At 66.4% G+C, this 18,673-nt stretch carries 17 protein-coding genes and 1 riboswitch; of the genes, 5 read left to right on the plus strand and 12 right to left on the minus strand.

From position 1 onward, the window contains the following. Positions 1 to 272: 272 nt before the first annotated feature. The 3 genes from DDF62_RS22555 to DDF62_RS22560 all read right to left on the minus strand — a co-directional run bounded on the left by DDF62_RS22555 (position 273) and on the right by DDF62_RS22560 (position 4,082). The gene (locus DDF62_RS22555) at positions 273 to 2,618 is read right to left on the minus strand and encodes a TonB-dependent siderophore receptor (protein ID WP_165832343.1); all 2,346 of its coding nucleotides are present in this window, start codon (positions 2,616 to 2,618) and stop codon (positions 273 to 275) included. A 259-nt stretch (positions 2,619 to 2,877) separates the two neighbouring features. Next, the gene (locus DDF62_RS25765; protein ID WP_165832344.1) at positions 2,878 to 3,750 is read right to left on the minus strand and encodes a hypothetical protein; all 873 of its coding nucleotides are present in this window, start codon (positions 3,748 to 3,750) and stop codon (positions 2,878 to 2,880) included. Beyond that, the gene (locus DDF62_RS22560; RefSeq protein ID WP_165832345.1) at positions 3,747 to 4,082 is read right to left on the minus strand and encodes a thioredoxin family protein; all 336 of its coding nucleotides are present in this window, start codon (positions 4,080 to 4,082) and stop codon (positions 3,747 to 3,749) included. The genes DDF62_RS25765 and DDF62_RS22560 overlap by 4 nt, the downstream gene beginning before the upstream one ends. A gap of 198 nt (positions 4,083 to 4,280) precedes the next feature. Next, a riboswitch (SAM-I-IV-variant riboswitch) is annotated at positions 4,281 to 4,389 on the plus strand. Positions 4,390 to 4,426: 37 nt separating this feature from the next. On the opposite strand from DDF62_RS22560, the gene DDF62_RS22565 reads away from it, so the two are divergent. The 5 genes from DDF62_RS22565 (at position 4,427) to DDF62_RS22585 (ending at position 9,330) form a co-directional block, all read left to right on the plus strand. Beyond that, positions 4,427 to 4,735, plus strand: coding sequence for a hypothetical protein (locus DDF62_RS22565; RefSeq protein WP_116491191.1), 309 nt, complete (start codon positions 4,427 to 4,429; stop codon positions 4,733 to 4,735). A 267-nt stretch (positions 4,736 to 5,002) separates the two neighbouring features. Continuing rightward, entirely contained in the window at positions 5,003 to 6,481 is a 1,479-nt protein-coding gene (locus DDF62_RS22570; RefSeq protein WP_116491192.1) for a leucyl aminopeptidase, read from the plus strand. Between the two features lie 541 nt (positions 6,482 to 7,022). Further along, positions 7,023 to 7,745, plus strand: a complete 723-nt coding sequence (locus DDF62_RS22575) for an energy transducer TonB (RefSeq protein ID WP_165832346.1) — start codon at positions 7,023 to 7,025, stop codon at positions 7,743 to 7,745. A 73-nt stretch (positions 7,746 to 7,818) separates the two neighbouring features. Continuing rightward, positions 7,819 to 8,328, plus strand: coding sequence for an RNA polymerase sigma factor (locus DDF62_RS22580; RefSeq protein ID WP_133244973.1), 510 nt, complete (start codon positions 7,819 to 7,821; stop codon positions 8,326 to 8,328). Positions 8,329 to 8,421: 93 nt separating this feature from the next. After that, positions 8,422 to 9,330 (plus strand): FecR family protein, encoded by a 909-nt coding sequence (locus DDF62_RS22585; protein WP_165832347.1) that lies wholly within the window; start codon positions 8,422 to 8,424, stop codon positions 9,328 to 9,330. Between the two features lie 31 nt (positions 9,331 to 9,361). Here DDF62_RS22585 and exbD read toward each other — a convergent pair whose 3' ends face one another. The 9 genes from exbD to DDF62_RS26525 all read right to left on the minus strand — a co-directional run. Then, on the minus strand, positions 9,362 to 9,796 hold the full coding sequence (gene exbD, locus DDF62_RS22590; RefSeq protein ID WP_116491196.1) for a TonB system transport protein ExbD: 435 nt from the start codon (positions 9,794 to 9,796) through the stop codon (positions 9,362 to 9,364). Between the two features lie 23 nt (positions 9,797 to 9,819). After that, positions 9,820 to 10,602, minus strand: a complete 783-nt coding sequence (exbB, locus tag DDF62_RS22595; RefSeq protein WP_165832348.1) for a tonB-system energizer ExbB — start codon at positions 10,600 to 10,602, stop codon at positions 9,820 to 9,822. 176 nt (positions 10,603 to 10,778) lie between these two features. Then, entirely contained in the window at positions 10,779 to 13,322 is a 2,544-nt protein-coding gene (locus DDF62_RS22600; protein WP_165832349.1) for a TonB-dependent siderophore receptor, read from the minus strand. A gap of 162 nt (positions 13,323 to 13,484) precedes the next feature. Then, positions 13,485 to 14,363, minus strand: coding sequence for a helix-turn-helix transcriptional regulator (locus DDF62_RS22605; RefSeq protein WP_165832350.1), 879 nt, complete (start codon positions 14,361 to 14,363; stop codon positions 13,485 to 13,487). Positions 14,364 to 14,430: 67 nt separating this feature from the next. Further along, positions 14,431 to 15,306, minus strand: a complete 876-nt coding sequence (locus DDF62_RS22610) for a hypothetical protein (protein WP_116491200.1) — start codon at positions 15,304 to 15,306, stop codon at positions 14,431 to 14,433. Next, positions 15,303 to 15,638, minus strand: coding sequence for a thioredoxin (gene trxA / locus DDF62_RS22615; RefSeq protein WP_116491201.1), 336 nt, complete (start codon positions 15,636 to 15,638; stop codon positions 15,303 to 15,305). The genes DDF62_RS22610 and trxA overlap by 4 nt, the downstream gene beginning before the upstream one ends. An 18-nt stretch (positions 15,639 to 15,656) precedes the next feature. Continuing rightward, the gene (locus tag DDF62_RS22620) at positions 15,657 to 17,414 is read right to left on the minus strand and encodes an ABC transporter ATP-binding protein/permease (RefSeq protein ID WP_165832351.1); all 1,758 of its coding nucleotides are present in this window, start codon (positions 17,412 to 17,414) and stop codon (positions 15,657 to 15,659) included. 353 nt (positions 17,415 to 17,767) lie between these two features. Continuing rightward, a complete protein-coding gene (locus tag DDF62_RS22625; protein WP_116491203.1) occupies positions 17,768 to 18,235 on the minus strand; it encodes an Lrp/AsnC family transcriptional regulator in 468 nt (155 codons plus the stop codon). A 41-nt stretch (positions 18,236 to 18,276) separates the two neighbouring features. Then, a partial coding sequence (locus DDF62_RS26525; protein WP_116491204.1) for an ATP-binding cassette domain-containing protein occupies positions 18,277 to 18,673 on the minus strand: 397 nt, incomplete at its 5' end.

An 18,673-nucleotide genomic window follows, 5' to 3' on the forward strand; every position in this document is an offset into this window, starting at 1 on the left:
AACGCCGAATTGATCCTAGCGACTGGCCAAGGCCTTGACCTGGACGGCGTCGTGATATCCCCCCGGAAACATCCCAGTCCAACGCCAAGCCTCTTCCCCCAAGACCGCAGCCTTGCGCGAGCTCCTCGCCCCCTCCCCCCGCGCCGCCTAACCGAGCATCGGCGGCGCGGCGCTTGTTCCGGGAACGCAAAACGGCGAGGCCACCGCGGGTGGCCTCGCCGTTCGAGCTCGTGGGTCCAGCGCCGCCTCGCGACGGCGCCGCCCTTTCCCGTCTAGCGGAAACGGTAGCGTAGGGTCGCCATGACCTCGCGCGGCTGCAGGACGTTTCCCTGGCCGGCCGGCCCGGAGTTGATGTCGTAGAGGCGCTTGTCGGCGACGTTCTTGACCCCCAGCAGCGCCGACCATTTCATCGCGTCGTAGCCAAGGCTCAGATCGATGCGAGCCTGGCCGGGATTGGCTAGGTCGCCCACCGCGCTTCGGCCGATCTGCTTGCTGCGAGCCTGCACGCCGCCGCCGGCCCACCAGCCCAACCCATCGTTACCGAAGTTGTAGGTCGCCCAGAGGGTGAACTGGTGATGGGCATAGGGCGTGTTCGCCTGATATCGCGGATCGACCTTCTTGTCCGTGTAGGTGTAGGTCGTGCGCAGTTCGAGGCGCGGCAGAACCTGGCCCGAAACCTCGAACTCCACCCCTTTTGACGTCACGCCGGGAATGCTGACGTAGCAAACCTGGCTGGCGCCCTGGCAGATGACCAACGGCCAAGGATTGTCAGGATCGGGATTGGCGACGTTCTTCTGTTCGATCTGGAACAGGGCGGCCGTGGCGGCGATCCGCTTGTTGAGCAGCAGCGCCTTGGCGCCCAGCTCGAACTGCTGCGCCTCCTCCGGCGCGACCGCCCCGCCGCCGACCACGAACTGCCCTTGGTTCGGCTTGAAGCCCTTGGAGGCGTTTCCGTAGAGCGAGAGCTCCGGCGTCAAGCGATAGACCACGCCCAGCGAGGGCAGCGTCTTCTCGAACGGCTCGACCGGCGGCGCGTTCAGTTGGGCGAAGTCGTACTTCATGCGGCGGACGCCGGCCAGGACGACTAGCTTGCCCCAGGTCAGCTGGTCCATGAGCAGGACGCCGCTCTCCTTTGGCCTGGCGCCGCCCGACACGCCGGTTCCGGGAAAGCCGAAGATCGGCCCCAGGTCCGCCGTTCGATCCCGGGTGACGCCGGTCTGCATGTTGGTGCTGTAGAGCGCGGCTGGTCGCTGGGAGATCAAAGCCTCGTTCTGGATGTCGTCATAGGCCAGCAGCAGGCTGTGGGAAATGGGCCCGGTCGCGAACTTGCCCTTCAGCTCGTACTTGAGCGACTCAACCGTGGCGTCGGTCGTCCCATAGACGCCGAGCACGAGAGCTTCTGGATAAGGGACCAGGGCGTACAGCGCGAACGGCGTCGGGACCGTGTTGTTCCGATGCTGCAGATCCTTGGTGTATCGGATGGCGAAGTTCCAGTCGGCGTTGATCGGTTGCTCGACGGCGATGGTCGTGGTCTTGGCCTCGATGTCACGGTGACCGTTCTTTGGTCCGTAGGCCACGATCGGAAGATCACCGCTCAGCTTGGTGTCGCCGGGACGTCCGATCACCAAGAGCTCCGGCGCGGTTCGCAGCTTCTGGTATTCGTACTGCGCGGTGACCTCGGTGCCCAGGCGCGGGACCTTGAATGTCACCGACGGGGCGATGTAGTTGGAGCCGCTGCCGACATAGCCTGCCGCGTTGTGATCGGAGTTCTGCGTCGACGCGACCAGCCGGGCCCGGATCGTGTTGTCGGCGTTGAGCGGACCGCCGATGTCCATGCCGACATCATAGTAGCCGCGGCTGCCGACGCTGGCGGTGACCTGACCGGTCGGCCGGTTGGGCGGCGTCTTGGTGATCACGTTGACAACGCCGCCGTAGCCCGCGTTAACGCCGGCGATGATGGCTTCGGGGCCCTTGACGACCTCCACGCGCGAAATCGCCACGATCGGCAGGTTGTTGGAGCGACCATCCGCCCCCAGGGTGCCGTTGCGCATGATGTTGGCGCTGAAGCCGCGCATCGAGAACGACCCCTCGATGCCGCTGTTGACGCCGACGACATTGGCGGCGGCGTCAGCCAGGGTGATGGCCTGTTGGCGCTCGATCAGGGCTTCGCTGATCGTGCTGACCGAAAGCGGCACCGTCATCGGATCGGCGTCGATGCGCGTGCCGGTGCGGTTGCGGTCGGAAAGGTGAGAGACCGCCGTCGAGGTCACCACGACCTCGCTGACCGTGGACTCCTTGGCCGGGCAGCCGGCCGTGCGGCTGACGATCACCGCGCCGTCGGCGCACGCCATCGCCGAAGAGCCTTCCAGCAACCGGTCCAGCGCCTGCCGGGGCGACAGGGCCCCCTGGACACCCTGGGTCGTGGCCCCGGCTAGGTCGCCATCGACGCGAACGTGGCGGCCGCTGGCGGCCTCATAGGCGGTCAGGGCGGTCTTCAGGTCGCCGGCCGGAATGGCATAGTTGCGCTGCTGCGCGGACGCGGCCGAAGCCGCAAAGACGAGCGCTCCACACAGTGCCGTGGTGGCCAGGTAGGAGCGAATGGAGACAGACTTTTTCATCGTTGTATTCCCCTCTGTCGCGACACCCCCTTCGTCGCGTTCAAAAGAGAAAACGGGTGGGTCCATCAAATCCCGCAACGGCGCCAGGGGATCTGTGGACACCACGTCCACTGCGCCTTCTGGCGACGAAATCTGGCGTGCCGTCCGCCGCCGCGAGGCGGAAAGCGGCCGAAAAAAACGCCGCGCGATGGGGTTCGCGCGGCGCTCCTGCCGTCCGGCCAGCTGGGGTCCGACCAGACGGCAAGCTTGAGTGCGGATGCTAGGGGCCAGCGCTCCGTCCACCCCGCGCGCAGGCGTCCAGGATGGTCTTGAAGGCCGCCGGGCCGCGGTCCGCCAGCAGCGGCCGCATCTCATCCTCGAAGAAGGCGAACAACGCCTTCTGGTCTTCGACCAGGCCCTTTTCTTCCATGCAGGCTTGGGTTCGAGCTTGGACATGGGCCTCGTGGGCGGCGAGGTCCGCGGGAGAGGCGTCGGTTGGCGGCGCGCCCAACGCCTTCCAGGTCTGCGCCATGCAGTGACGCAGCGCTTCGAAGAGTTCGTCCTGGCGCGCCAGCGGCCAGCCGTGGGCGACGCCGCGCTCATTGTTGACGGCGCGCTCCCAGGCGACCCAGACGTCGCCGCCCAGAGTCGGCGCTGTGGTTGGATCCCAGGCCATGGAAGCCATGACAGCCGCGTACCCGGCCTGGTCGGAACCCAACGGGCCCGCAGCGAGCAAGGCCTTGCGCAGCTCGCGCCAGGTTTTCGCCGTCGGCGGCGCAGAACCGCCCTGTCGGATCGCTTCGGCGATGGCCTGCGCCGGCGCGAAGGCCGGCGTCTGGCGAAGGCGCGAGGCGGGACCATAGCCAGGGTGGCTCCAGACGCTGAGCAGCCAGTCGCGCACGATGCCGTCCGCGTCGGCTCCGGGCTCGACGGCCGACAGGGCCTGGCTGATGGCCGCCTCGCGCGGCCCGGCGTCCCGCGGCATGATCACCAGGCTCAGGAAGCTGGCGGTCAGTCCATAGTTTTGCGCCAGAGCCTCGCGCTCATCGGTGGTGGCTTCGATGTTCCAGCCGGGGTGCCCGCCCGCCTTGAGGTCTGCCAGCGCCTGGGCCTTCAGCCTCGGGTCGCCGTTGAACGCGCCCGTTCCGCTCACGCCGCATCCCCAAGGTTGGCTTCGATCATCTGAGCCATCGCGCCGCGCGTCTGCATCCCCAGGAGCCTAGCCTTCAGTTCGCCGCCAACGAACATGAAGAGCTGGGGAACGCTGCGAACATTGTACCGCTCCGCAAGGTCCGGCGAGCGATCGGTGTCGACTTTCACGACACGGACCTCGCCATCGTATTCTTGGGCCACCGACGCCAGGGCCGGCTCCATGACGCGGCAAAGGCCGCACCCGTCATTGGTGAATTCCACGATCACGGGGATCTGCGCCCCCAGGACCTCGGCCTGGAATCGGGCCTCCCCGACCTCGGGAAAATCGACCATCGCCTGCTCCAGATAACCATCGCCGGGCGCGCTTAGGCACGGCGGCGCAAAGGGCTTTCGGCGCGTTCCGGCCTCTCGGCCGGTGACGCCCATCCTGAGACAAAACGGGTGGGGACCGGCGCTCCCACAACGCCAAGCCCGCGCCGAGCAGTTTATTTTCGCAAGGCTTGCCGTGCGCGTTTGTCGGCCCTAGACGTGCCTCGGCATCAAGAGTTGGGCCTGACCCAACGCCAACCTGCCTACCCGGGCAAGGTGGTGGTCCCCGCAGGGACGATGCGGCCGATGATCGGCAACGAAACGGGACCAGACCGCGCCCTTTCGTCAATCCTAGCGAGGGCCTGGCCATGACCGCGACCGAAGACAACCTCGAGCTCCTGATCCCCGGAGCCCAACTGACCCATCTCCTGACCATCGTCAGCGACGATGGTCTTCGCAGCCTGAAGACGGTGATCGACACTATTGATCGGGAAGGCGCGACATTGCATGGCGCCAACCTCGCACGCCTTGGACCGTCAATGGTCCATCGCATCCGGATCGGCGGGATCAGGGCCTCGGCGGCCCGGGACGTCGCGCGGCGGCTGGAGAACTTGTCCGGCGTCACGCGGGTCAGTGTCGAGCACTACGTCTCGCGCGAACCTGATAGCGCTCGATGAGCCGGCTGCGCGCCCTTCGCTGCAGGTTGGCGACTGGCTGCACGATAACTTGCCGGTGGGTGCAACCTTCCGCGCGAGCTCTTGCGATCTCCCGCCAATTCTTGTGAAGGCGGCGCAAATCGCGCCGCCAGACATGGGCGATGCGATGCGCATGACCCTCCCCGCCAGTTGAGGTGTCGCTGCGCCGCCTCGCCGCCAGCCGCGTCCCGCGAACTCGCCACCGGCTGGCGGCGACTTTCTCCAGACCAACCGCCCCCAGGAGCAGGCATGCACGTCGAGTTCATCACACCAGACGCCCTGATCGAGTCTGAAGGCGCTATCGCCGCCCTGGTCTTCTCCAAGCGCGAACGCTCCGAGCACGCCCAAAGACTAGACGCTGTTTCGGGGGGCGCATTGACGCGCGCGATCGCCGCCGATCGTTTCACTGGCGACAAGGGACAGGTCCTGTCGGTCCTGCCGCCCGGCGACCTGAAAGCCGCTCGCGTGGTGCTGGTCGGTGTCGGCGACGCCGCCGGGTTGGACTCTGGAGCGATCGAGGTCGCCGCCGCAACGGCCTACAATGGCGTCAAGGATAGCGGGATCGGCGAGCTTGTCCTGGCCTTGGACAGCGATCCAGCCATGGCCGCCAGCGCCGCGTTCGGCGCTCGGCTCGCCGCCTACCGGTTCGCCAAGTATCGCACCAAGCTGGAAGACGAAAAAAAGCCCTCCGTCACCCTCGTGAAGGTGGTGGCCAACGACGTCACGGCGGCGCGGGTCGCCTACATGGAACTCTCGGCGCTAGCGGACGCCATCGAGTTCAGCCGTGATCTGGTCTCCGAACCGCCCAACGTTCTCTTTCCCGGCGAGTTCGCGGGTCGGGTGAGGGACCTAGAGCGGCTGGGTCTGGAGGTGGAGGTCCTTGGCGAGACCGAGATGGCCGCCCTCGGAATGGGAAGTTTGCTTTGCGTTGGGCAGGGCAGTGCGCGGGAGAGCCACTTGGTGGTGATGCGCTGGAATGGGGCGGCGGCCTTGGACAGTCCCGTCGCCTTCGTGGGCAAGGGCGTCTGCTTCGACAGCGGCGGCCTCTCCATCAAGCCGGCCCCTGGTATGGAGGACATGAAGTGGGACATGGGCGGCGCGGCCGCAGTGGCCGGGCTGATGCACGCGCTCGCCGGACGCAAGGCCAAGGTCAACGCCGTCGCCGTTCTGGGCTTGGTCGAGAACATGCCCGATGGCCGAGCGGTGCGACCTGGCGACGTCGTCACCTCCATGTCCGGCCAGACGATCGAGGTTATCAACACGGACGCCGAGGGTCGCCTCGTGCTCGCCGACGCCCTCTGGTACTGTCAGGATCACTTCAAGCCACGCGCGATGATCGATTTGGCCACCTTGACCGGCGCCATCGTCGTGGCCTTGGGGTCCGACTACGCCGGCCTTTTCAGCAACGATGACACCCTGTCCGGAGCTCTGCTGAGCGCGGGAGTCGACGAACGCGAACTCCTCTGGCGCCAGCCCCTGCCCGCAGCTTACGATAAGCAGATCGACAGCATGATCGCCGACATGAAGAACATCGGCGGCAAGGGCGGCGGGTCGATCACCGCGGCGCTCTTCCTGCAGCGGTTCGTGGCGGGTGTGCCTTGGGCCCATATCGACATCGCCTCGACGGCCTGGCGCAGCCCCTCGATAGACCCGACCGTGCCGGAGGGCGCATCCGGCTTTGGCGTACGTCTCCTCAACCGCCTCGTGGCCGATCTGTACGAGGCTTGATCGTATCCTCGTCGCCATCCGCGCGGCGGGGCGCCTGCGGGCCGCTCATGAGCGACACTAATATGAGCAGGCGCCCGCTCGACCAAGGGACCGGCGCTCAGCAAGAAGATCACTTGCAGGACCAACGAAATGCAACCTAAGCAAGATACTGATCAATAGGGCGAGCGGCTCGGCAACGCTTTCGGAATTATATTCTTTTTAACCCGACATGAAAGGAATGAGATTCTTCCTAACAAGAGGCTTCTACTGAGCGAAGTCTTCCAAAGCGATCAACTGCGGCAGTTTGCCTGCATTGCGACCCTGCCAAGAAAGTGTCATGGTCCTGGTGTCTGCTACTGCAATAGGGAGGCGGACAGACTCGATTTCCGGACCTCGGGAGGCGACGATCCGTCCGTCGGCGAAAGCAGGAGCGAGATTTGGCCCGCCGCCGCGCGGCCGTACTTCCTGGCTGGCGTCGCGCCCCCCCGGCGAGCACCGCACCCTGCTCTTTCAGCGACGCATGGCCGCACTCAAGGATCGCGGCGCGACTTGGGAACGGCTGATGGCCGACGACGGCGGCCGACAGCCTAGAGAACCAAAGGCGCCCTGGGCGCTTGCCCTCGGGGTCGTGGGCCTTGCCCATCTGGCCTTGATTGCGGCGGCGGCCTACCAGTCGCTCGGCGAGAGCGGCCCAGCGCCGGGCACTGGCGCCAAGACTTTCGACGTGGTCATGCTGCCCTCCTGGCCGCAACCAGGCGAGACGCGGAAGGCCAGCCTCGGCAACCGGCCTGGCGGTTCCTCCGACGGCCATGCGGCCATGGCCGCGCAGACCACCTTGGCGACGCGCGCACCGCTCGATCTGAAGGCTCCGACGGTCGCATCAAGCGTCGATGACGCCCGGATCGCGATCGACACGACGCCCAATGTCCCGGCGGCGCAAGCGCGCGGGGCGACGGCGGTGATCGATATCGCGCCCAACACGCCCAGCGCCGCGGCCTCGATCTGGGAGGGCGAGGTCATCGCTAAGCTGGCCTCTGTCACGCGCTATCCGGCCAAAGCCCGCTTCGACAAGCTGCAGGACACCGTCATGGTCCGGCTCACGCTGGATCGCGGGGGGCGGGTGCTTGCCGCGCGCATCCTGCAGAGCCGCGGCTACGCCATTCTGGATAATGAGGCCCAGGCTCTCGTCAAAAGAGCCTCACCCCTGCCGGCGCCCCCCTCGGACATGGCCGGGGAGACGATCGAGCTGATCGCGCCCATTAATTTCGTTCTTCGGCGCTCATGATGCGGGCGTGCGACCAGCCATCACGTGAGAAGCCGCGCGACCGGATCGACCGGTCGGCGAGGAGGGTTCGACGTTGAGCACGGCATTGACCCAGGAGGACCTGCACGCGGTTTTTACCGACGTGCGTGGCGATCTCGAACGGATGCTTCGGCGCAAGGTGCGCGATCCCCACCTTGCCGCCGACCTGACCCAGGAAACATTCCTTCGGCTTAGGCGCATCACCGCGCCGCTGCCCGATCGGAACCAGGCGCGCCTATATCTTTTCCACATCGCCAAGAACCTCGCGACCGACCACCAGCGCAAGGAAGGGCGTCGCAACGAACTGCTGGAAGGCGCTGTCGCCCTGTTCGAGGACTACCAGCCTACGCCGGAGGAATCCGTGCTGGCCAAGGACCAAATGCGGGTTGTCGAGGCGGCATTGGAGGAACTGCCCAAGCACTGCCGGGACGTGCTCTTCATGAGCCGGCTTTTAGGCATGAGCCATGGCGAGATCGCCACCGAGCTCAAGGTCAGCAAGAGCCTGGTGGAAAAGTACGTTGTCAAGGCCGCGCTCTACTGCCGCGCACGGCTGGAGTCGCTATAAACGCCGCGCTGAATTGCGAATTCGCGTCAACCCAACCGTTTATAGTGCATGCAGCCTCCCCAAGCGCCTGAAGCCAGCAACGACCACGGCCCGGTGGACGCCCTTGCCGAGCAAGCGACCCATTGGGTCGTGCGGTTGACGAGCGGTGAAACGACGAGCGACGAGGTCGCCACGTTCAGGCGTTGGCGCGACCAGAGCCCCGAACACGCCGCGGCGCTCGCCAAGGCCCGCCGCGACTGGCTTCTGCTGGGTCATGGTTTCGACGCGCTTGCGGAGCAGGCTTCGCCCCCTCGCCGGCGGGCGTTTCGATATGCCGCGATCGCCGCGGGCTTCTTGGCTTTTGTCGCCGTCGGCCAGCAGGCCCTGACGCACTTCAACCATGACTACGTGACCCGCGCGGGCGAACGACGCACGGTGGCCCTGGCCGATGGCTCGACCATGGTGATCGGCGCGCGCAGCGCCGTGGACGTCAGGTTCAACGCCAACCGCCGATCGGTGGACCTGGTGCGAGGTTCGGCCTATTTCGACGTCGCGCGCGACGGCGCCAAGCGGTCATTTTCCGTGACGGTCGGCGACAGGGTCATCCGCGACATCGGCACGGCTTTTGGCGTGCGCAAAGCCGGCGCTGGGGGCGAGGTGGTCGTGGCGCAAGGCGAAGTCCAGGTCACGGGAGACCGACAGGCCGCGCCGCTGCGGGTCCGTCCGAACCAGGCCGCCAACTTCGGCCCTGGCGTCCTGCCCGCCATCCGGTCGGTCAACGCGGCAGACCAGCTTCTCTGGATCGATGGACGTCTGGTGATCGCCGACGCGTCGCTCTCCGACGCCGTCCGGCAGATCAACCGCTACTACGGGGGCCGGATCATCCTCCTGAAAGCGGACGATAGCCAAAGGCGCCTCAATGCGGTCATCGACCTCGACAACGTCGACGGCTGGCTCAATTCGCTCGACCGCGCGGGCGTGGCCAGGGTTTCGCGGATCGGATCGACGGTCATTCTCCGCTAAAGACAATCGTCGCCTAGGCGTCGGCCCAGGCCTACCGGACCGGCCGCACGCCGCCGCCTTCGCCCACCCCCACCAGAGCGACCTTCAAGTACCCCGATCGGCCGATGAGGCCCATGAGCCTCATCAGGTCGCCATAGGACACCGTCCGGTCCGCGCGGACCAGGATGCGAACCTTGGTGTCGTTCTTCGTCGCCCTGTCCAATGCGGTCGCCAGATCCTCCTCCGACACGCTGGCCTCTCCCACCGAGATCGACAGGTCCTTTTGCAAGGTGACATAGACCGGCTCGGCCTGAGGCGCCGGCTCGGCGCCGGAACTGGAGGGAAGTTCTACGGGCACATCGACAGTCGCCAACGGGGCGGCGACCATAAAGATGATCAACAGCACCAGCATCACGTCGATGAACGGCGTGACGTTGATGTCGCTGACATCGGCGAATTCGTCGTCTTCGTCGAGCTGAGCTCCCATGGCCTATGCTCCCAGGATCGCCGTCAAACCCTCCCCGGAAGACCGCCCCCCTCATGCGCGCCAGCGGCCAGCCGGGTGTCGAGCTCCAGGCTCAACAAGCAACTGGCCAGACCGCTGGCCTCGACGACCTGGCGCCGATAGCCGGCCAGGGCGCGGGCGAGGACATTGTAGAACAGCACCGCCGGGATCGCGGCCGTCAGGCCCATCGCCGTGGCCAGGAGCGCCTCGGCGATGCCTGGGGCGACGACGGCGAGACTGGTGGTATGCGATTTGGCGATGCCGATGAAGCTGTTCATGATCCCCCACACCGTGCCGGCCAAGCCTACGAACGGTCCCGTCGAGCCAATGATGGCCAGCATGCTGAGGCCCGCGGCCATCGCCTGCACCGAACCGGAGGTCACGCTTAGCAGCCGCGTGGCGTAGCGCGATTTCAAGCTGTCCACCGCGCCGGGCGCACCAAGGTCGGGCGCGCGATCCATTTCGCTGCGCGCCAATTCGATCATCATCACGACGCTGGGATGACGCACCTGATCGACCGCACCGAGCGTGACCGCCGCCTCCAGGATGTTCAGGTCCGCGTCGAGACGTTTTCGCGCCGAGGCGATCTGCGCCAGCTTGGCGATGAAGATGGTCCAGGCCGTCAAGGAGGCGGCGAGCAAGAGGATCATCACGATCTTCACCACCGGATCGGCCGCGGCGAACATGGCGGTGATGCTCAGGTCGCTGGGCGGAGCGCCGAGGACCGCAGCCGCGGCCGGCCATGGGGTCCAAGCCACGCACGGGCCGAGCCACCAGGTCCTGATCACCAACATCCTCGCGCCGCTGCGCCGGCGATCGTCGCACCTCACAGAGCCTCTCCACCCAAGCTGTCGCCCTCCGCGAACGGCCAGACCGCCCCGCCTGTGATCGCATCGCCCTTGACCGGCGCGCACCATCTTCGCGCCATGGGCATTCGCTCCGTGCGAGGACATGTTTCGAAGTCTCAATATCTTGCTCGCAATGAGATCAACAGGGCGCGTGGTTCGCCATAAAAGTTGGCTTGGGTCGTCTGGCCTGCGGTGACGTAGTAGCGTTTGTCAGCCAGGTTCGTCGTCAGCACGGAAACCTCCAGCTTTTCTGTGATCCGGTAGGCGACGCGCAGGTCGACAACGGCATGGCTCGCCTGTCGCGTCGTGACAGGCTGCAGTAAGCCCGGACACGGGCCGAGATCGACGTGAACGACAGCGCAGACCAGTCCTCTAGCGCCGCGCGCGGATTCGAAACGCAGCCCCCCGCTCAGGTCCCATCCTCGCAGCTTCGCCTTTAGCGGGCTGAACGTCGCCCACAGTTTCGCCGAATGTTTCGGCTGTTGCGAGGAGAGAGGTCCCTCGCCCAGGGTGTCACGTCGGTACGCCGCCCCCAGAGCGTTGTCGTTGTACCCATAGCTGGCCTGAACCTGCCAGGCCGGGGCGATCTGGCCAGAAAACTCAAGATCCACACCACGGCTAGTGCGCGCGCCGTCGCCTATGTAGCAGCAGCCTGGGATCACGTCGTTGACCAGGCTTGGATCGGCGACGGCCACATGGATTTGGCGCGTGTCGTAGGCGGTCAGGGCGAAATTGGCCTTACCGTCCCATAGGGCGCCTTTGAACCCGGCTTCTAGGGTTCTGCCAGAACTGGGCTTGATCGCTTGCCCCGATACGGCCCCATATTCGACGTTGCTTCCGAATATCTCAGCGTAGCTGACATGCAGGTTGAGATCATCGGCCAAGGCGTAGGTCAGGCTGACGCCGGGCGTAGGAACCGCGCGGTAGGCGCGCGCTATACGGACCACCGCCTCAGGGCCACCGGCCGGCGCGCTACGGCTGACGCTCCGGTAGGTGTAGGACGTCAACCTCGTCCCCGCAGCCAGGGTCAGCCGCTCGCGGATTGCGAACTCGGCCCTGACGAACATTGCGCGCTGAAAACGGCGGATCGAGGTTTCCACGACGGTTGGGCTGTCGAAGGCGGGGGCGCTGGCGCCAAGTTCGGCGGGCTCGAAGTCCGCGATCTCGAAAGTCTGCTGAAGCAGCTGGACCTTGCTCTGGCCCTTGGTGCGCGAGTCGCTGGCGTCCACCCCAAAGATGATCGTACCTTTGCGCCCAAAAGCGGAAACGTCCCCGAGGAGCGTGAGATCGGCGGTGTTCTGCGTGAGCGGCAGGTTGATTTGATACGCGGCGACCTGGACGCCGAGAGCCGGGGCCCCGGGAACCACGATCGTTTCCACGCTCGACATCAGCACTGGAGCGTTCTTGCGGACATAGTCGTAGTTGGCCGCAAGTCGCCAGCCGCGGCCAAGGCGATGCTCGACCGCGCCGAATACTTCGCTTTGCATGAGGTCGCTGACGCTCCAGGCCGGAGCCAGGTTCAAGCCGCGCGGCAGGGCCAGGTCGGCCCCGTCAGACGCACGCGGAAGGCCATATCGGTTTTCGCCGTGACCGATCCGACGCACGTACGAGGCGCCTGCCCGAAACAGGGTGTCGCTATCGACATCGACCTCCGCCACGCCGTAGATCAGGGCGTTGGCGCGTCGAGCGGTCTCGTAGAAAAAGTCGCGCTTCTGATAGTCGGCCACCAGACGTGCGCGCGCACGGCCTTGTGCCGCCAGGGGGCCGGTCGCATCGACCTGGACATGGCGATTGGTCCAAGATCCCCATTCGGCAAGAGCGGAAAATTGCGGCTGATCGAGGGGCCGCTTTCGAACAAGATTGATGACGCCGCCAGGATCGTTTGCGCCCACCTGCAGGCCGTCTGAGCCTCGCAGCACCTGGACACTGTCATAGGCGGCCAGGTTGACGCCGCCGAACGGGTCGAAGTCGACGAGCTCGGGGTAGGAACCTGCCGCACCGCCGTCGATCTTGATGGCCTTGACATCGAAGCCGCGCGACTGAGCGCTAATGCGGCCCGCCGTACCCACCACCACGGTGACGCCCGGGATCGCCGACAGAGCCCCGGCCAGGTCGCTCACGCCTTGCTGGTCCAGCCGCTCACGTGTCAGCACGCTTACCGCTTGGGGAGCATCCCAGACTGCGGTTGGCTGCCCACGCGAGATCGTAGTGACCCAGCGTGTCGCCAGGCTCTCGGTGCCCTCGGTGGCCGTGCGATCAGAGCTGCCGTTGTCGCCAGCGCCGGGACCGAAAGGCTCGGCCTCGAGGCGCCCCTCCACCTGCACCGCGCCGATCACGCGCACCGGCGCGGTGGCGCGTTCCAGGGTGATGGTCCCATTGCCCAGGTCGCGCCAGATGACGCCGGTGCCGTTCAGGAGCTGGGCAAGCGCCTCACCCTGCGTCATGCGGCCACGAACCGGCTTGGCGACGATCTCTCGACCGGTTCGCGCGTCCACCACGAGCTGGACGCCCGCTTGTTGTGAAAAGACGACTATCGCCCTATCCAGCGGCCCTGCGGCGATGTCGAAATCTTGCAGCGTCTGCGCCGAAAGGAAAGCAGACGGCTGGGCCGCCGCTTGAGCGGCCGCCGCCGAAGACAGGAGGCCAAGGGCGGCGCCCAACAGCCACCCTCTCGCGGGTGACCGCCTCATTGTCATCGCCGGTCTGGAAGACGCCATTTCCGTTCGTGTCTCACGCGCGTTCGCGACTGTGCAGCAGGCTTGTCATCTCGTCACGCCTTCTGCGCGTCAGCACGGAGCCAGCTGGGCAAGCAAGCGCGCCGGTCAGTGCAGGACCCGGGATCGGATGCGACGAAGTGACTTGGCCTGTACGCCGAACCGAGCGCGGAACAGCCGCGAGAAGTGCGACAGACTGGAGAAGCCGACGCCATAGGCGATCTGGGAGACGCGCTCGTCGGTGCGCATGAGACGGTGCTGGGCGGTCACCAACCTAACCTCGGTCAAAAAAGCGCTGAAACTGGTGCCATAGGTCGCGCAGGTCTTGTAGATCGTGCGAACCGAGCACTTCAGGCTCTTGGCCGCGTCCGTCGCCGACAGCCCCGGCTGGTCGAGGTTGCGCGCGATAAATCCAAGGATCGCCCCCATGCGCCCCGAGGCGCGCAGCATTGCCTTGTCGGGATCCACGCAGGCCGCCAAGGCCGATCGCATAAGATCGGCGATCATTTCCAGGCCACGCGCCGCTCCCGCGTCATCGCCGTCCTCCAGCTCGAAAACCGTCCGGGCGAGTTGGGCGATAATCTCTGCAGCGAAAAAATCGCGGCCGACATACAGATCCGGGAGGATCAGGAAGCGGTCCAGAAACCGCTGCATGGCCCACCATGCCGGTAGTTCTACGACCATCAACTCAATCTCGTCGACCGCATCGAACGTCATTGGCAGCCAGGCGCAGCCCACGAAGATGTCGCCGGCGGACAAGGTGCGGCGGTGTCCCCACTGGCCGATGGTGAGGTTGCCCGCCCGCATGAAGACGAGATGGGTGTTGAAGGCGCCGGCCTCGCCGTTGCCGCCGCCGAGCGTACAGGTGAAAGGCCCGCACCGCAGCTGGTGGATCTTGGCGACATCGCGTTGCACCCCGACGGCGGACCACCCCTCGCCTTGGCTCTCCCCGCCAAGCGGCGCGGACATGAAGATGGACGTGATCAAGGCTGGGATCGCGGGCATGGATCGCCTGATCGGCCGGGCGACAGGCCGGGCCGATCCTTGGCTCGCGTCACGCAGCGGCAAGAGACGCCGCCTTGGCCAGCTCGAGCAACTGCGCCTGCATGGCCTCGCGCCAGGCGGCGACCTTGGCGTTGATCCGAACTCCGCGCGCATCGGAACGCGCCTTCAACGCCTTGCCCGCGGGATCCCCGTCCCACAGCCTGCCCATCTCGGCTTGGAAACGCTCGTAGGCCTCGGCATTCCCGGGCTTCAGGTCCGGCACGGCGGCCGCGGCCGCCTCGTGGTGAGTCCGCATGGCTGTGAAAAGGGCCTGGTTCTCTTCCTCGGTCATCGTGTCAGGACCGGCCGCCGCCGCATCCGTCATGACCTGGGAGCTCCAGACCAGCATGGCGTCCTGGGCCGCGCCTGGCGCCTCCTCCAGGTCCCAGGCCAGGGAAAGAACCAGGTCGACCGCGGCTTCCGGCGCCTGCTCGCAAGCCCGAGCTTTGGCCAAGGCGGCGCGCGCCGCACGCCAAGTCTTCTTGTCGACGCGGGCCGTCACCGAAGCGCGGACAAGGTCGATGATCGCCTCGCCGGCCGCGAGAACGGACCCCAACGGCAGACGCTGGGCGACACCATGGGCAGGGTCGGTCCAGGCCAGCAGCAGAAAGCGCCGCGCCAGGGCGCCTGTGTCGGCGCCAACAGGCAGACTTTCGAGAACAGACCCATAGAAGGGCAACGACGCGTCCGTCGCGCCAAAGCCGCCCAGGGCGGGCATGAGGCGCACGAAGGCCGGATGCAGTCCGTAGGTTTGGGAGATCGGCGACAAGTCGCCCTCGAAAGCGGCGTTGGTGAGCCAGCCCGAATAAACCGGACCCTTGGCGGCGATGTCGGCGATCAGGGCCTGCTTGGTGGCCTCGTCGCCATAGGCTGCAAAGCGCGTCATTGGCCGCCCTCGGCGAACGGCTCCAGCACCGAGGCGAGCTTGCCACGCGAGACCAGCCCGCTGAAGCGTTCCACCGCTTCGCCATCCTTAATGACGATGAAGGTGGGCACGCCCTGCACGTTGTAGCGCTCGGCGATCGTCGGCTCCTGGTCGATATCGACCTTCACGAAGGCGATCTCGCCCTCGAACTCCCGGGCGGCGTCCTCGAGCGCGGGGACCGAGGCCTTGCACGGGCCGCACCAGACCGCGTGGAAGTCGATCAGGACGGGGATGTTCGACGCGAGGACCTCGGCCTCGAACTCGGCGGTCGTGACGTCTTTCAACAGGGACATCTTGGTCCTTTTCCTTTCTCAAGCGCCGGCGAGGCCGTCGGCGGGATCGAGCTTGATGCGGCGTGTGCGGCCGTCTTCGAGCCGGATGGCGGTGTCGTGGAAGCGGGCCACGGTGGGGCGGTGGGCCACCGAGATCAGGGCCGCGCCGGGCAGGTGTTCGGCCAGCAGGCCGTAGAGGCTGGCCTCGAGCTCCGGGTCGAGCGCGCTGGTGGCCTCGTCGACGAACAGGAAGTCGGGTGCGGCCAGGATGGCGCGGGCCGCGGCGATGCGCTGCTGTTCGCCAGGCGAAAGGGTGCGTGACCACGGCGCGAACTCGTGCAGGCGATCGGTCAGGCGCTCCAGGCCAAGCTGTCCCAGCAGATCGATGTAGGCCGCGTCAGCATGGGCGTCGGGCGGGTCGGGATAGGCCATGAGGCCCGCCAGGGTGCCGTCGGGCATGTAGGGCCGCTGGGGCAGGAAGGCGATCTTGGCGTCCTTAGGCAGGCGCACCTGGCCGCCCCCGAACGGCCACAGGCCGGCGATGGCCCGAAGAAGCGTGCTCTTGCCCGCCCCCGAGCGCCCCTGGATCAGCAGGCGGTCGCCCTTGGCGATGGTCAGGTCGCCCACCTCGTTCATCAGGTGGCCGTCGGGGAATGCGATGCGCAAGCCCTGCGTGCGCACGTCCACCCGCGCCTCCTGCGCAACATCCAGCTCCGACCGATTCTCCTGGTTCAGGCGCTCGTGGAAAACCCGAAGGCGCGCCACGGCCGATCGCAGCAGCGCCAGTTCGGCATAGTTGGCCATCAAGATGCCCGCGCCGACATAGGTGCCCGAGAGCGACGCGGCCACAAGGGTGACGTCTCCGATCTTCATCGTCCCATTGAGGATGAAAGGTGCGCAGAGCAGGGTCGGCGCGATCAGCAATAGGGACGTCGGCACCCCTGTGACCACCCCGATGGCCAGCCGGGCGTTGGTGTAGGCGCGCCAGTTGCGGCGAATGATGTCGAAGGTCTCGGCCAGGCGGGTCCGCTCGATCCCCGCCGCGCGGGTAAAGGCAACGGTTTCACCATTGAGACGGATGGCCGCCAACTGCTGGCGGTAACGCGCCTCGAGGGTCTGCCGATCGATTTCCGCTCGGGTCAACCTGACCCCGACCCAATGGGTCAAGAAGGTCATGCTGATCGCCAGACCGAAGGCGACATAGACCAGGTAGCCATGGATCGGCTGATGGATCCCCAGCGCCGGAATGGTCAGCGGCGGCGAGACCTTCCACAACTGACCCGTGTAGATGAAGACGGTGAACAAGCCCATGATCACTTCGGGCCCGCGCATCATGGTGCGGTCGATCGTCTGGAAGACGTCTTCCTGGATGCGCTGCTCGGGATAGTCCGCGCCGCCGCGCTGCTCCAGGTGCAGGAAGCGGTTCTCGCCGATCCAGCGATCGAGCATGCCGCCGGTGATCACGCGCCGAAAGCGCATGCGCAGGGCATATTGGACGAACACCGTCACAATCCCGAGCCCGGCAATCGTCAGTATAAGTCCCATGATGATCGACATCGGCCCCGGGATCGCCGCGCCCGTCTTGGCCGCCAAGGCGTTAGCGATGACGGCCAGATTCCTCTGAACCTGGAGTTGGCTGACGACGATCACCGCTCCGGCGGCAAGTTGAAGCAGCAGCAGGAGCGGTCCCACGACCGGATCGACCTTCAGGTAGCGGCTCAGCATCCAGCCAAGGTGCGCAATGTCGCGCCCGAGCGTGCTGGACGCGCGCCCGTTGTTCGACGCTTCACGCTCCATTGAACCAAGGGGCTCTTGGGACGGGGTTGGGTTTCGCATCGGAGCGAGCGCCTCGCATCTGGCCGGTGAGCGCGGGGAGCCCTGCGCCGGAGGCGCCTCAAGGCCACCCCCCTGGAAAAGAAAACGGGCGGCGGCGGCCGCCACCGCAACGGCGGCCGCGATTTTTGTGCGCACGGCCGCCAGATCGATCGCTTGGGCGCACTGGCGCCCCCGTGCTCAGCTTCGGCGCCGGACCGGCCCAAGGCAGCTCTTCGACCGCTGGGGCGCGAGACGCACCGCCTCGGCGGCCTTCAACGCTTCAGGGATCCGGCGCCGCCCCTAGATCGACCTTGTCGGCCGCGGTCGGCGCAGCGCTAGACCGCATGGATCGGAAGCGATGTCGTGAACTTGATCTGCTCCATGGCGAAACTCGACGAGACGTCGGTCAGCGGCGCCGTGGAGATCAGACGCTTGTAGAAGCGGTCGTAGGCGGCAATGTCCTTGACGACGACCTTGAGGAGATAGTCAGTCTCGCCGCTCAGCCGATAAAACTCGACGACCTCGGGCAAGCTTGCCGCGCCCTTGCCGAAGGCCTCCAGCCACGCATCGTCGTGCCGGCCCGTCTTGACCGACACGAAGACGACCAGCGACAAGTCGAGCGCATCTCGATCGACCAGCGCCACCCTACGGGTGATCACCCGACTGTCTTGGAGACGCTTTAGCCGCTTCCAGCACGGCGTCTGCGAAAGCCCCACGCGCTGGGCGAGTTCGGCGATGGGCACGGTGCAGTCTTCCTGCATGATCGCGAGGATCCGGCGGTCGATGGTGTCGAGTTCGATCATTCAGCGGCTGGCTTTGCGGGCGGTAGGTTTCTCTGGCTCGATCAGGCCTGGGCGGGATCGAGTTTGATGCGGCGGGTGCGGCCGTCTTCGAGCCGGATGGCGGTGTCGTGGAAGCGGGCCACGGCGGGGCGGTGGGCCACCGAGATCAGGGCCGCGCCGGGCAGGTGTTCGGCCAGCAGGCCGTAGAGGCTGGCCTCGAGCTCCGGGTCGAGCGCGCTGGTGGCCTCGTCGACGAACAGGAAGTCGGGTGCGGCCAGGATGGCGCGGGCCGCGGCGATGCGCTGCTGTTCGCCAGGCGAAAGGGTGCGTGACCACGGCGCGAACTCGTGCAGGCGATCGGTCAGGCGCTCCAGGCCAAGCTGTCCCAGCAGATCGATGTAGGCCGCGTCAGCATGGGCGTCGGGCGGGTCGGGATAGGCCATGAGGCCCGCCAGGGTG

This window comes from Caulobacter radicis (assembly GCF_003094615.1).
In the GTDB taxonomy this organism is placed as follows: Bacteria; Pseudomonadota; Alphaproteobacteria; order Caulobacterales; family Caulobacteraceae; genus Caulobacter; species Caulobacter radicis.

Bases quoted from the DNA above. Each gene is read 5' to 3' on its own strand.
- DDF62_RS22610 (WP_116491200.1), bottom strand. From the start codon at position 15,306: ATGACGCGCTTTGCAGCCTATGGCGACGAGGCCACCAAGCAGGCCCTG.
- DDF62_RS22565 (WP_116491191.1), top strand. From the start codon at position 4,427: ATGACCGCGACCGAAGACAACCTCGAGCTCCTGATCCCCGGAGCCCAA.
- trxA (WP_116491201.1), bottom strand. From the start codon at position 15,638: ATGTCCCTGTTGAAAGACGTCACGACCGCCGAGTTCGAGGCCGAGGTC.
- DDF62_RS22575 (WP_165832346.1), top strand. From the start codon at position 7,023: ATGGCCGACGACGGCGGCCGACAGCCTAGAGAACCAAAGGCGCCCTGG.
- DDF62_RS22560 (WP_165832345.1), bottom strand. From the start codon at position 4,082: ATGGTCGATTTTCCCGAGGTCGGGGAGGCCCGATTCCAGGCCGAGGTC.
- DDF62_RS22620 (WP_165832351.1), bottom strand. From the start codon at position 17,414: ATGGAGCGTGAAGCGTCGAACAACGGGCGCGCGTCCAGCACGCTCGGG.
- DDF62_RS22625 (WP_116491203.1), bottom strand. From the start codon at position 18,235: ATGATCGAACTCGACACCATCGACCGCCGGATCCTCGCGATCATGCAG.
- exbD (WP_116491196.1), bottom strand. From the start codon at position 9,796: ATGGGAGCTCAGCTCGACGAAGACGACGAATTCGCCGATGTCAGCGAC.
- DDF62_RS22570 (WP_116491192.1), top strand. From the start codon at position 5,003: ATGCACGTCGAGTTCATCACACCAGACGCCCTGATCGAGTCTGAAGGC.
- DDF62_RS22555 (WP_165832343.1), bottom strand. From the start codon at position 2,618: ATGAAAAAGTCTGTCTCCATTCGCTCCTACCTGGCCACCACGGCACTG.